Consider the following 12,707-nt stretch of genomic DNA (forward strand, 5'->3'; position numbering starts at 1 on the left):
AATGACTCTCCCAACAGATGAAGAACCTCAGTGTATCCGCGCCAAAATGGCTGATAAACTGGCCTGAATGCGCAACATTGGGGACAAATCGTGGCTAATATACCGTCTATGCCGTTGGATAACCTGACCGACCTGCTGGTATTCATTCGCGTCGCCGACGCCTGCAGCTTCACGCTGGCGGCCGAGAGACTGGGCATCTCCCGATCGGCGGCGGGCAAATGCGTGAACCGATTGGAGGCGCGATTGGCGACCCGGCTGCTGCAACGCACCACGCGCAGCGTCAGCCTGACCGAAGACGGCGCGGTGTTTTACGAATATGCGCAGCGCATCCTGTCGCAGGCCGAAGAGGCGGAAACGGCGCTCAATACGCGGCGGCAAACCCCGCGCGGGCGGCTGCGGCTGGATGTGCCTGTCTCGTTGGGGCGGTTGCATATTTTGCCGATTCTGCGGGAATTTTTGGCGCAGTGGCCGGAGGTGGACGCCGACGTCAGCTTCTCCGACGATTACAGCGATTTGGTGCGCGACGGTATCGACGTGGCGATCCGCGTCGGCGGCAGCGACGACAGTCGGCTGGTGCGGCGGGTGCTCGCGCCGCACCGCCTGATCACCTGCGCGGCGCCGGACTATCTGGCGCGCTACGGCACGCCTGCGACACCGGAGGCGCTGGGCGATCACGAGACGCTGGTCTTCAGCCACCAGGGATTGCCGGCGCCCTGGCGCTATCGGGTTAACGGCCAACTGCACGAACAGCCGGTGCGCGGCCGGATGCGTTTCAACAACGTCGAGGCATTGCGGGATGCAGCCGTCGCCGGGGCCGGTCTGTGTCAGGTAGGGGCGTTTCTGGTCGGTGAACAGATGGCGGCCGGCACGCTGGTGCCGGTGCTGGAACGCTATTGTCGCCCGGGGCCGCCGATCTGCGCCGTCTATCCCAGCCGACGCCATCTCTCCCCCAAAGTGAAACTGTTTCTGGCGGCGATCGAACGGCGCTGGCAGGGCAAGGCGATTTGGGAAACCGTTTAGCGCAGGCGGTTTACGCCGCTTTCAAGGCCAGCGTTCGCCGCATTAGGCGATAGCCGCCGGCCGCCACCAGCAGTACGACCAGGCCGGCCGTGAGCGTGACGCCAAAGCCGGCCGTTATCCCCGCAGCGTCGATCGCCAGGCCCGCCAGGGCTGCGCCGAACGCCACGCCTATCCCCAGACCGGTGACCATCCAGGTCAATCCCTCCGTCAGCCTGGCGGGGGGCACGATGTTTTCAACCAGCCCCATGGCAATGATCATGGTCGGCGCGAAAAACAGTCCGGCGACAAACATCGCCGCCGCCAGCGTCAAGACATTGTGCACCCACAGCAGCGGCAGGGTAGTGAATGCGGTGGCGAACGCCGCGTATAAGAACAGGCGGGGCAAGGGGACGGGGATCTTCATTGCGCCGAAAATCAGCCCGGCGAGGCAGGAGCCAAACGCGTAAACCGACAGCACGATGCTGGCGGCGGCCGGCTGGCCTTGCTGCTCGGCGAAGGCCACGCTGATGACGTCCACGGTGCCGACAATGGTGCCCAGGGCGATCAGCGCCAGCACCAGAATTTGCATTGACGGCATAGCCAGGATGGCGCGCTGCCGCTCGCTGTTGTGGGTGTAAACCGGGGGCTGTGTGCTTTTTTGCAAGGCGAATGCCGTGACGCCCGCCACCAGAAGCAGCGCGGCCACCAGAGGACCGGCTTCTGGGAAAAGTGAAACGCTGAGCCCCACGGCGATCGGCGGGCCGATGATAAAGGCGACTTCGTCCAACACCGACTCGAATGAAAATGCCGTGTGCAGCTGCGGCGTGCCGCGATAAATTTCGCTCCAGCGAGCTCTGACCATCGCGGAGATGCTGGGCATGCCGCCCGCGAGCGCGGCGAAGACGAACAGCGCCCAATCCGGTGCCTGGTAGCGAGTGCAAATCAGCAGCAGCAAGAGGGCGATCGCGCTGGTCCCGGTGGCATACGGCAGCACTCGGCGTTGGCCGAAGCGATCCGCTGCGCGCGCGATCTGCGGCGCGAGCAGCGCCATGGAAAAGGCGAACGTCGCCGCCACCGCGCCCGCTAACCAATAGGAGCCGCGTACCTGCGAGAGCATGGTAATGATGCCGATGCCGGTCATCGAGACCGGCAGGCGCGCGATTAGCCCGGCAGAGGAAAACGCCTTGCTGCCCGGGGCGGTGAACAGTTTGAAATAAGGATTTGCCATAAAATGGGCTCCGGAATGTTGCGGCTCGGTATTCGCTCAATGTCCATCATTGACATACGCCACGTATGTTACGTTAATTGACGTACATGGCGTATGTCAATTATAACGTCATCAATAACGAGGCGGGAGTGAACCCATGGCACGTAAAGCGCGTACCGAAATGATTGAAGAAACCCGACAAAAGCTGGTGGCGGCGGCCCGTCTGCAATTCGGCAACGTGGGGTATGCCGAAACGGTGATGGATGATCTCACCGCCCAGGCCGGCCTGACGCGCGGCGCGCTCTATCACCATTTTGGCGATAAAAAGGGGCTGTTCCTGGCGGTGGTGCAGTCGATAGATGCGGAGATGGATGCGCATCTGGCTGAGATAACCGCGAGTACTGCGGATGACTGGGAGGCTTTTGCGGCGCGTTGCCGCAGTTATCTGATCATGATGACGGAGCCGCAAGCGCAACGCATTCTGTTGCGTGATTCACCTTCGGTGCTGGGAGCTGAATATCTGCGGGCCAGCAAGCTGGCGTGCATCAGCTGGATGACGGGCGCATTGGAGGTATTGATGGCGCAGCGGCGTATCGCTATCGCCGAGCCGGAAGCGCTGGCGCATTTAATCAACGGCGGCCTGATGGATGCCGCGCTGTGGGTCGCCCATCATCCGGAAAAAGACGTGGGGCTGGAACAAGCCTTGGCCAGTTTGAACCTGTTGCTGAACGGGCTGCGTTCCACCGCCGTATAGCCGTATAAGTGTTGATGTCAGCCGCCGCGCCGTTACCACGGCGGCTTAAGAGTGAACGGCAGCGGGCTCGACGTTTTGCGCCAGCTGAATATTGTTGCGGCCGCTGTGCTTCGCCAGATAGAGCGCGGCGTCGGCCGCGCCTATCGCCGATTCGATGTCCAGTTTTTCCAACGCGGAGATGCCGGCGCTGAGCGTCAGCGTGCCGCTGTGCTGCGGACTGGCGCCGTGCGGGATGTTCAGCTCCGCCACCCGCTGGCGCACCCGTTCGGCCAGCTGCGCCGCGTAGCCTTCGTGCACGTTGGTCAGCAGCACCAAAAATTCTTCCCCGCCGTAACGCACCACGATGTCGCGCGAACGCACCGCATCGCGGATGGCGACCGCCACCTGCACCAACGCCCGATCGCCCATGGCGTGGCCGTAGCTGTCGTTATAGACCTTGAAGTGGTCGATATCCAGCAACAGCACGTAATGATGGCCGGTTTGCGGTTCCAGCAGCATCGTGATCTTATTCTCCAGCCCGCGCCGGTTATAAAGGCCGGTCAGAGGATCGATCATGCTCAAATTATTGAATTTATCCCGCTCGTTATACAGGTTGGCCACCAGCGCGTGAGTAAAGATTTCACTGCGTTTCAACATCAGGTGGTGGATGGAGAAAGCGATAATAGGTAATAGCGTGGTGAATAATATCCGCAGGGTATTATGCATGCCGTCTAAAGCCAGGATCACCATTGCGGAAGGCACGGCGTGTAAACAAAAGGCGGTAAAGTTGTCCGTCAGGGAAATAGCGCTGATAAAAAAGATGCTAAACAAACTAATTAATAAAAAATCTTGGTTATTCGGTAGGCAATATTGACTTTTAACGTAAATATGTGCGGCCCAGAGCAGGCCGAGCACGCCGGCGAACAGGTTGAGTTTGCACAAGTATTTGCGTGGCGTTTGCAGGGACAATAGCGCCGCTACCAGACAAAATAGCGGTATACATAATAAAGGTAGGGTAAATGCGGGCGTATCCCTAAAAGGGAACAATAATGTAAATACGGAAGAGGCGGCATTCATTATCAGAAAAAGAAATAATGCCAGGCGCTGCTTGCTGTTCAGTAATTCCTGATAAGAACGGGCGTTCATACGGAGGTCACTCTTTGCAAAGTCGTTCTGTCGAATAATTAAGGTTGAGAAGCATTCCTTTGGCGCGAATATCCACTTGAATTGCATGGTTGAGGATTGTGATTATTATCATGCAAACAGGACTAGGAATTTTCTTATGTCAAATTATCATTTTTTCATGCTGGTGTCATCTGGGTTTGGTCAGCGCAGTGAAAATGATGCGGCGGCCAAAAAAGTGTTATATGATATTGGTTATCATTATCACTTGAAGGGGGGTTGTCATGCTCACCGCCATGATTGCCGCGTGCGGGCTGTGGGGCGTCAGTTGGTGCCTCGGGGATCGCCTGGCCAGCGCCTGGGGCGTTTTGCTGCCTTGTGCGCTGATGCCGCTGCTGGCCTTGATCGACCTGGATATGGTGCAGTTGCGCACCCTGATCGTGATAGCGATGTTGGCCACGCTGGTGATGCTGTTCAACAGCCGGCTGCGCCACTATCTGCTGCTGCCTTCCTGTATGGCGCTGGCGGGCGGCCTGGCGGCTGTCAGTCTGAACTTCAGCTTCGGGTGAAACGCCGGAAACGGCAAAACCACGCTTAAGCGTGTGATTCATCAATGCGTTGGGATTTTTTCGAGGATACTGCCGGGGAGATCATCAATTGGTGCGAAGAGAGGGACTTGAACCCTCACGTCCGTAAGGACACTAACACCTGAAGCTAGCGCGTCTACCAATTCCGCCACCTTCGCACAGTCGATGTTGTTGCTTTGATTTATATTACGTCGCCAGCGTGGTGCGAAGAGAGGGACTTGAACCCTCACGTCCGTAAGAACACTAACACCTGAAGCTAGCGCGTCTACCAATTCCGCCACCTTCGCATCGATGCTGAGTGCAATATAAATCATGTGGTTATTTGGTGCGAAGAGAGGGACTTGAACCCTCACGTCCGTAAGGACACTAACACCTGAAGCTAGCGCGTCTACCAATTCCGCCACCTTCGCGTACCAGAAACATTACCGGAGTAACGTTACCACGGAGGCGAATTCTAGAGATTTTGGCGGACACGTCAACAGTTATTTCCCCGCTTTGCGGGCGTTTGCTGGAAAAACAGCCATATCGCCGCTTTTCTGCTGGTCAAACAGCCAAATCAGCCAATCAATCAACACTCTGACCCGCGGCGCCAGGAAACGGCCGGGCGGATACATGATGTAAATCGGCATCGGCGGAGGCGGCGTTTCCGCCAGCACTTCCACCAGTTCGCCCTGTTCCAGCCAAGGGGCAAGCGAATAGCGCGCCGCCTGTATCAATCCCATGCCGGCACGCGCGCCGGCGATATAGGCGTCGGCGCCGCTGACGCTCAGCCGGGCGGGCAGTTCGCGCAGTTCCAGCTTGCCGCCGCGGCAAAACTCCAGCGGGTAATCGCGGTTGCTGGCCAGCGAAAAATACCCCACCGCGCGGTGCGGCGCCAGGCTATCGATGTCGAGCGGCGTACCTTGGGCCTGCAGGTAAGCGGGGGAAGCGCAGGTGACCTGCGGCAGCTGGGCGATCCGCCGCGCCACCAGGCTGTCGTCTTCGGTTTCCCAGGCGCGCAGCACGCAGTCCACGCCTTCGCGCAGCAGATCGACGTGGGTGTCGTTGGCGCCCAGCGCCAGCGTGATGTCGGGATAGCGCCGGTAGAAGTCGTCCAGCGCCGGAATGACGACTTCGCGCGCCAGCGAATGGGGCATATCGATGCGCACTTTGCCGGACGGCTGCAGCTTATGGTGGCTGAACAGCGTGTCCGCCTCCTCCAGCGCGCCCAGCAACTGCACGCAGCGTTGATAGTAGAGACTGCCTTCGCTGGTCACCTGCACCTGGCGGGTGGTGCGGATCAGCAGGCGTACGCCCAGCCGCTGTTCCAGCCGTTTCAGCGCGTTGCTGACCGTGGCGCGCGGCAGCTGCAGGCGTTCGGCCGCCCGGCTGAAGCTGCCCAGTTCGACGATGCGGGTAAAAATGCGCATGGCTTGAACCTGATCCATGTCCACTCCGTATTGTTGGTGATTTTTGAACAGTGATGTGCAATCTGCATTATTTATCTTTGTCGCGTAAACAACCAGACTTTGCTGCGTTATCCATTCACCGCATGAGGGCAGCACAATGCAACAACGTAAACTCGGTTCCCACGGTCCCGTCGTCTCCGCCCTGGGGTTGGGATGCATGGGCATGAGCGACTTCTACTCCACCGGCGCCGATCGGCAGGAAGCCATCGCCACGCTGCACCGGGCGCTGGAGCTGGGCGTCACGCTGCTCGACACCGCCGACATGTATGGCCCGCACACCAACGAAGAGCTGGTGGGGGAAGCGATCAAAGGCAAGCGGCAACAGGTGTTCCTGGCCACCAAGTTCGGCATTCTGCGCGATCCGGCGGATCCTTCGGCGCGCGGCGTCAGCAGCCGGCCCGAGTATATCCGGCGCTCTGTCGAGGGCAGCCTGCGGCGCTTGGGCGTGGAGGAGATCGATCTTTATTATCAGCACCGGGTCGATCCGCAGGTGCCGATCGAGGACGTCGTGGGCACGATGGCGGATCTGATCCGGGAAGGCAAGATCCGCCACATCGGCCTGAGCGAGGCGTCGGTCGCCACGCTGGAGCGGGCGCACAAGGTGCATCCGATCACCGCGCTGCAGACCGAATATTCGCTGTGGACCCGCGACGCCGAGCAGGGCGTGCTGGCGGCCTGCGAGCGCCTGGGCATCGGCTTTGTGCCCTACAGCCCGTTAGGGCGCGGTTTCCTCACCGGCGCTATCCAGCGGCCGGAGGATCTGGCCGAGGACGACTTCCGCCGCAGCAACCCGCGCTTCCAGGGGGAAAACTTCAGCCGCAATCTGGCGCTGGTGGAGAAGGTGAGCGAGCTGGCGGCGCAGAAGGGCGTTAAACCTTCGCAGCTGGCGCTGGCCTGGGTGTTGGCGCAGGGGGAACACATCGTGCCGATCCCCGGCACCAAACGCCGTCGTTACCTGGAAGAGAACGTCGCGGCGGCGGAGATAACGCTGAGCGCGGCTGAGCTGGCGGCGATTGAAGCGGTGTTCCCGCTGAGCGCGGCGGCCGGCGATCGCTACGGCGCGGAGTCGATGACCTACATCAACGGTTAAAAAAAAGCGCGGCCTGCAGGCCGCGCTCTGTCGTTTTCCGCCAACGGCGAATTATTTCTTCTTCGGCGCGCGCGGCGGACGGCCGACGGTCGCCTGGTACACCTTGAAGCGGCCGTTCTGCGCCAGCACTTCGTGGCTGCCGAAGGTGGCGTCCAGAATGTCCGGGTATGGCAGGAAGGCGTTGGCGACAATGCGCAGTTGGCCACCGATCGGCAGGTGCTTCACCGCGCCGCGGATCAGAGTTTCGGCGGCGGTCAGGCTGGTCTGCAGCCCGTCGTGGAACGGCGGGTTGGAGATGATCATGTCGAAACGGCCGGTGATGTCGGAGTAAACGTTGCTGACGATCACTTCCCCTTCGATGCCGTTGGCGGCCAGCGTCGCGCGGCTGGATTCCACCGCGGCGGCGTTGACGTCGCTGAGGGTCAATTTGACTTTCGGCGACAGCTTGGACATTACCGAGGCCATGACGCCGGCGCCGCAGCCGATGTCCAGCACCTTGCCTTTCATGTGTTTTTCCAGCGTCGACAGCAGCAGCGAGCTGCCGACGTCCAGACCGTCGCGGCTGAACACGCCCGGCAGCGTTTTCACTTCCAGATCGTGCAGCTGATAGCTGTCCCACCAGTCGTTCAGGTCGAACTCGGTCTGCGCGTCCAGGCGGCCGTGATACAGGCCACAGCGGCGCGCGCTGTCGATTTTCACCAGCGTGACGTGGCCTTCCAGCGTTGGCTCGGCGCTGCGCACGCCGCTGCGGTTTTCACCGACCACGAACACGTCCGCGCCCACCGGCAGCAGCGCCAGGATGTTGCACAGCTGGAATTGCGCTTCCTGCTTGCTCTTCGGCCAGTAGTAAACCAGCGTGTCGCAGTCGGCGACGAAAGCGGGATCGACGGTCAAACCGAACTGCACGTTATCGCCCATCGTCCGGTTCAGTAACTGCCAGTGATGGTATTGCTGAGTGTGGACGCGCACGTCCGCGGCCTCGAATTGGGCCGGCAGGCTGTCCTGCAGGTCGCCGGCAAACAGCACGCGGCGTTCGATAAATTCATCACTGTGGCGCAGCATGACTTCACTGGCGGGGGTTAATGCAGACATCAGATATTGGCTCCTGGAAATGAGACCGGGGATTATAGAGCTTTGTGGCGATATGTTCGACGGGTTTGTTGGCGCGGGCTGCGCGGGTTTGTTAGCATAGCGCGGCGCATGGCAGGCATGGCGCACCACAACGGGTAGGAATCGGCATGGCATCAAAACGCGACTGGCTGTTACAACAACTGGGTATTACGCAGTGGACATTGCGCCGCCCGGGCGTGTTGCAGGGCGAAGTGGCGGTCAGTCTGCCGCCCGAGACGCGCCTGCTGGTGGTGGCGCAGACGCAGCCGGCGCCCGACGATCCGCTGTTTTGCGACGTGCTGCGCAGCCTGGGGCTGACGCCGGCGCAAACCTACAGCCTGACGCCGGAACAGGTGGCGATGCTGCCTGAAGAGACCGCATGCAACAGTTGGCGGCTGGGCGTGACGGAACCGCTCGCGGTCGCCGGCGCGCAGCTACACAGCCCGGCGCTGGCCGAGCTTTCCCAAGACGCGGGGGCCAAACGCGCCCTCTGGCAGCAGATTTGTCATCATGAACACGATTTCTACCCTGACGGCGGCCGACCTGGCCACGGCCTTCAACATTGAGCAAGCCAGCCACGCTTTCCCCTGGACGGAAACCACCTTTGCCAGCAATCAGGGCGATCGCTACCTTAACCTGAAGCTGAGCGCCGATGGGGAGATGGCGGGGTTCGCCATCACGCAGATCGTGCTGGACGAAGCCACGCTGTTCAACATCGCCATTCATCCGCAGCACCAGCGCCGGGGCTTTGGCCGCCTGCTGCTCAACGCGTTGATCGAACAGCTGGAGAGCCGCGGCGTGGTTACGCTGTGGCTGGAAGTCCGTGCCTCCAACCAGGCGGCGCTCGCGCTGTATGAAGATCTCGGTTTCAACGAAGTCACCGTGCGCCGCAATTATTACCCGAGCGCCCACGGCCGCGAAGACGCGATCGTGATGGCGCTGCCGCTGGGGTAATCAGCCCGGCCGGAAAAAGCATTGATTGTCACCGGTTGGCAAATCGGCGAAAATGCCCGGCTGTTATCTTTTATTCACCGCTTTGCCCGGCGCCGCGATCGGCGCGTTCTGATGATGTCGCAGGGCGGACTAACCGTAGAACCTGAAAACCATGTCTCCTAGTGAATTTGCCCGCGAAGTCTCCAAAAGAAGAACTTTCGCCATCATCTCGCACCCCGATGCCGGTAAAACCACCATTACCGAAAAAGTGCTGCTGTTCGGACAGGCGATCCAGACCGCCGGTACGGTAAAAGGCCGCGGCTCCAGCCAGCACGCCAAATCCGACTGGATGGAAATGGAAAAGCAGCGTGGGATCTCGATCACCACCTCGGTGATGCAGTTCCCGTATCGCGACAGCCTGGTCAACCTGCTGGATACCCCGGGGCACGAGGACTTCTCCGAAGATACGTATCGCACCCTGACCGCCGTGGACTGCTGTCTGATGGTGATCGACGCCGCCAAGGGCGTTGAGGATCGCACCCGCAAGCTGATGGAAGTCACCCGTCTGCGCGACACGCCGATCCTGACCTTCATGAACAAGCTGGACCGCGACATCCGCGATCCGATGGAAGTGATGGACGAAGTCGAGCGCGAACTGAAAATCGCCTGTTCGCCTATCACCTGGCCGATCGGCTGCGGCAAGCTGTTTAAAGGCGTTTATCACCTGTACAAGGATGAAACCTACCTGTACCAGACCGGTAAAGGCCACACCATTCAGGAAGTGCGCATCGTCAAGGGCCTGAACAACCCGGAGCTGGATGTCGCCGTAGGCGAAGATCTGGCGGCGCAGCTGCGCGATGAGCTGGAGCTGGTGCAGGGCGCTTCCCACGAGTTCGATCAGGCGGCGTTCCTGAGCGGCGAGCTGACCCCGGTGTTCTTCGGTACCGCACTCGGTAACTTCGGCGTGGATCATATGCTGGACGGTCTGGTGGCCTGGGCGCCGGCGCCGATGCCGCGCAAAACCGACACCCGTGAAGTGACGGCGGCGGAAGAGAAATTCACCGGCTTTGTGTTCAAGATCCAGGCCAACATGGATCCGAAGCACCGCGACCGCGTGGCCTTTATGCGCGTGGTGTCCGGCCGTTACGAGAAGGGCATGAAGCTGCGCCAGGTGCGCACCGGCAAAGACGTGGTGATCTCCGACGCGCTGACCTTTATGGCCGGCGACCGTTCGCACGTGGAAGAAGCCTATCCGGGCGACATCATCGGTCTGCACAACCATGGCACCATTCAGATCGGCGATACCTTCACCCAAGGTGAAGACATGAAGTTCACCGGCATCCCGAACTTCGCGCCGGAACTGTTCCGCCGCATTCGCCTGCGCGATCCGCTGAAGCAGAAACAGTTGCTGAAGGGGCTGGTGCAGCTGTCCGAAGAGGGCGCGGTACAGGTGTTCCGTCCGATCGCCAACAACGATCTGATCGTCGGCGCGGTCGGTGTGCTGCAGTTCGACGTGGTGGTGGCGCGTTTGAAGAGCGAGTACAACGTGGAAGCGCTGTACGAATCGGTCAACGTGTCGACCGCGCGCTGGGTCGAGTGCGACGACGTGAAGAAGTTCGAAGAGTTCAAGCGCAAGAACGAGATCAACCTGGCGCTGGACGGCGGGGACAACCTGTCCTACATCGCGCCGACCATGGTGAACCTCAACCTGACGCAGGAACGCTATCCTGACGTGACCTTCCGCAAGACCCGCGAACACTGATACATCGGCAGGGCGCCCGGTGCGCCCTGCCAATTCCCCGTATTCTCACTCCGCTAATTAATAAATCTTCCTCATATTTTATCCTGCGAATCGATGTCGCCCAGGCGAGACGCGATTGGCCTGCGTTTTCCGCCGCATGGTCTATCTTTAACGAGATGTCCGCACATTGCTTGAGAGTAAATCACTGTAATACGCTTATTGTTTGGTGAGTTATTCTGATGTGTTGCCGATAGGAGACAGTCTGTTTCCTTAAATATCAATGAGATGACTGTTTTACCGTTTCGTGTCACTTAGTCTGTCGTCAATAGGCGACAGTTTTTTGATTAAAAATCCGACTCAACGCTTTTTTTGTTTGATTTTTAAGGCGTTTATGGAGTTGGCACGGCGGTTGCAATATTCCTGTCGTGAACGCTTAATCGTATAGCGATGATGAAGTATTTACCGAGAGGCCGCGTGAAGGCGGCTGAAGGGTTCCGGCGCTCTGGCGCTGGGGCCCCCAACAAAAGGAAGAGATCGATGAAAAAGACCAAATTTGCACACTCGCTGATGGCTGTTGTTTTGGGTTCTGCTTTGGTGAGCGGCACTGCGCTGGCCGAAGACAGTCTGCTCAACAAGGCGTCTAACGCCGCGGACAGTGCCGGTGCCAAAATCGATAGCTCCATGAAAAAAGTTGACGGTTACATGGATGACAGCGCGATAACGGCTAAAGTTAAAAGTGCATTGGTGGACGATAAGAGCATCAAAAGCACTGACATTTCGGTGAAAACCGAAAAAGGCACCGTGATCCTGAGCGGGTTTGTCGGCAGCCAGGCGCAGGCAGAGCATGCGGTTGCGGTTGCCGGCAAGGTGGAAGGCGTCAAAACCGTCAGCGACAAGCTGCACGTGAAAGATGAAGCCAACCAGTCGATCAAATCGTATGCCGGCGACACCGCCACCACCAGCGAGCTGAAAGCCAAGCTGCTGGCCGATGACATCGTGCCGTCGCGCAATGTGAAAGTGGAAACCACCGATGGCGTGGTGCAGCTTTCCGGTGAAGTGAAAACGCAGGCGCAGTCTGAGCGTGCCGAAAGCATCGCCAAGGCTATCGACGGCGTGAAAAGCGTGAAAAACGACCTGGTGGTCAAGCAGTAATCCCGCCAGGCGCCCGTAACAAGTAACAACAAGCCGCATCTGTCGGGCCGTCAAGGCGGCCCGACGTGTACCACCAAAAAAAGAAACTGATTTGCCGTCGATGTCCCGTTGTCGGGGCGGTAGACGGCAGCGAATTTTTTCACAATGGTAAGGAGAAGCTTATGTTTCGTTGGGGCATTATCTTTTTAGTCATCGCGCTTATCGCTGCGGCACTGGGGTTCGGTTCGCTGGCGGGCACCGCCGCCTGGGCCGCCAAAGTCGTGTTCGTTGTCGGCATCATCCTGTTCCTGGTCAGTCTGTTCACCGGCCGTCGGCGCCCTTAGCCGGCCGGCATTTTCCTGCAAACTGTAACAAAGCTTAATTCCTTTTCTCACGTCGGGGAGGGCCGGCCATGAACAGCGACATCATCGTCGGGCGCTGGAAACAGCTGAAAGGTCAGGTATGGCAGGCTTGGGCCGAATGGTCCGGCAGCGATGGTGCCTGGTTGGCCGGCAGCAATGATTTCCTCGTCGGCGTGCTGCAAGAGGATTACGGAAGAGAGCGAGACGCGGTATCCTCGGAGAAAACGTCTCACTGAGGATGCCA

General features: G+C 59.6%; 14 protein-coding genes and 3 tRNA genes. 10 read left to right on the plus strand and 7 right to left on the minus strand.

All coding sequences use genetic code 11. The annotated features are described in order from the left end of the window. Nucleotides 1-108 precede the first annotated feature (108 nt). A complete protein-coding gene (locus tag CPH57_RS23715; RefSeq protein WP_033651358.1) occupies nt 109-1,020 on the plus strand; it encodes a LysR family transcriptional regulator in 912 nt (303 codons plus the stop codon). A 10-nt stretch (nt 1,021-1,030) separates the two neighbouring features. Here the strand turns inward: CPH57_RS23715 and CPH57_RS23720 are convergent, their stop codons facing one another. Then, nucleotides 1,031-2,227, minus strand: coding sequence for an MFS transporter (locus CPH57_RS23720; protein ID WP_096242796.1), 1,197 nt, complete (start codon nt 2,225-2,227; stop codon nt 1,031-1,033). 136 nt (nt 2,228-2,363) lie between these two features. Here CPH57_RS23720 and CPH57_RS23725 point away from each other — a divergent pair, with 136 nt between their 5' ends. Continuing rightward, a complete protein-coding gene (locus CPH57_RS23725; RefSeq protein ID WP_096242797.1) occupies nt 2,364-2,960 on the plus strand; it encodes a TetR/AcrR family transcriptional regulator in 597 nt (198 codons plus the stop codon). 45 nt (nt 2,961-3,005) lie between these two features. Here the strand turns inward: CPH57_RS23725 and CPH57_RS23730 are convergent, their stop codons facing one another. Then, nucleotides 3,006-4,085: a GGDEF domain-containing protein gene (locus tag CPH57_RS23730; protein ID WP_033641782.1), complete on the minus strand. Its 1,080-nt coding sequence runs from the start codon at nt 4,083-4,085 to the stop codon at nt 3,006-3,008. A gap of 260 nt (nt 4,086-4,345) precedes the next feature. Between CPH57_RS23730 and CPH57_RS23735 the strand changes: the two genes are divergently transcribed. Further along, entirely contained in the window at nt 4,346-4,630 is a 285-nt protein-coding gene (locus CPH57_RS23735) for a DUF1435 domain-containing protein (RefSeq protein WP_033641783.1), read from the plus strand. An 89-nt stretch (nt 4,631-4,719) separates the two neighbouring features. On the opposite strand, the gene CPH57_RS23740 is transcribed toward CPH57_RS23735, so the two are convergent. The 4 genes from CPH57_RS23740 to CPH57_RS23755 all read right to left on the minus strand — a co-directional run bounded on the left by CPH57_RS23740 (nt 4,720) and on the right by CPH57_RS23755 (nt 6,075). Continuing rightward, nucleotides 4,720-4,806 (minus strand) — tRNA-Leu (locus tag CPH57_RS23740). A 42-nt stretch (nt 4,807-4,848) separates the two neighbouring features. Next, nucleotides 4,849-4,935: transfer RNA gene (locus tag CPH57_RS23745), tRNA-Leu, on the minus strand. Between the two features lie 36 nt (nt 4,936-4,971). Continuing rightward, nucleotides 4,972-5,058 (minus strand) — tRNA-Leu (locus CPH57_RS23750). 72 nt (nt 5,059-5,130) lie between these two features. Next, complete coding sequence (locus CPH57_RS23755) at nt 5,131-6,075, minus strand: LysR family transcriptional regulator (protein WP_089195449.1); 945 nt, start codon at nt 6,073-6,075, stop codon at nt 5,131-5,133. 118 nt (nt 6,076-6,193) lie between these two features. Between CPH57_RS23755 and CPH57_RS23760 the strand changes: the two genes are divergently transcribed. Next, nucleotides 6,194-7,186 carry an aldo/keto reductase gene (locus CPH57_RS23760; RefSeq protein ID WP_047025178.1) on the plus strand — a complete coding sequence of 331 codons (993 nt, stop codon included), beginning with the start codon at nt 6,194-6,196 and terminating at the stop codon, nt 7,184-7,186. Between the two features lie 51 nt (nt 7,187-7,237). Here CPH57_RS23760 and rsmC read toward each other — a convergent pair whose 3' ends face one another. Then, nucleotides 7,238-8,278, minus strand: coding sequence for a 16S rRNA (guanine(1207)-N(2))-methyltransferase RsmC (gene rsmC, locus CPH57_RS23765; RefSeq protein WP_033641786.1), 1,041 nt, complete (start codon nt 8,276-8,278; stop codon nt 7,238-7,240). A gap of 146 nt (nt 8,279-8,424) precedes the next feature. Between rsmC and CPH57_RS23770 the strand changes: the two genes are divergently transcribed. The 6 genes from CPH57_RS23770 to CPH57_RS23795 all read left to right on the plus strand — a co-directional run bounded on the left by CPH57_RS23770 (nt 8,425) and on the right by CPH57_RS23795 (nt 12,699). After that, complete coding sequence (locus tag CPH57_RS23770; protein WP_033641787.1) at nt 8,425-8,862, plus strand: DNA polymerase III subunit psi; 438 nt, start codon at nt 8,425-8,427, stop codon at nt 8,860-8,862. Beyond that, nucleotides 8,807-9,250, plus strand: a complete 444-nt coding sequence (gene rimI, locus CPH57_RS23775) for a ribosomal protein S18-alanine N-acetyltransferase (protein WP_096242798.1) — start codon at nt 8,807-8,809, stop codon at nt 9,248-9,250. The genes CPH57_RS23770 and rimI overlap by 56 nt, the downstream gene beginning before the upstream one ends. Before the next feature lie 151 nt (nt 9,251-9,401). Next, on the plus strand, nt 9,402-10,991 hold the full coding sequence (prfC, locus tag CPH57_RS23780; protein ID WP_033641789.1) for a peptide chain release factor 3: 1,590 nt from the start codon (nt 9,402-9,404) through the stop codon (nt 10,989-10,991). Between the two features lie 516 nt (nt 10,992-11,507). After that, nucleotides 11,508-12,122, plus strand: coding sequence for a molecular chaperone OsmY (osmY, locus tag CPH57_RS23785; protein ID WP_033641790.1), 615 nt, complete (start codon nt 11,508-11,510; stop codon nt 12,120-12,122). Between the two features lie 161 nt (nt 12,123-12,283). Continuing rightward, nucleotides 12,284-12,445: a DUF1328 domain-containing protein gene (locus CPH57_RS23790; RefSeq protein ID WP_004933089.1), complete on the plus strand. Its 162-nt coding sequence runs from the start codon at nt 12,284-12,286 to the stop codon at nt 12,443-12,445. A gap of 68 nt (nt 12,446-12,513) precedes the next feature. Continuing rightward, nucleotides 12,514-12,699: a hypothetical protein gene (locus tag CPH57_RS23795; protein ID WP_004933086.1), complete on the plus strand. Its 186-nt coding sequence runs from the start codon at nt 12,514-12,516 to the stop codon at nt 12,697-12,699. Nucleotides 12,700-12,707: the final 8 nt, after the last annotated feature.

The sequence above is a fragment of the Serratia sp. JKS000199 genome, from assembly GCF_900215455.1.
GTDB classification, from domain to species: domain Bacteria; phylum Pseudomonadota; class Gammaproteobacteria; order Enterobacterales; family Enterobacteriaceae; genus Serratia; species Serratia ureilytica.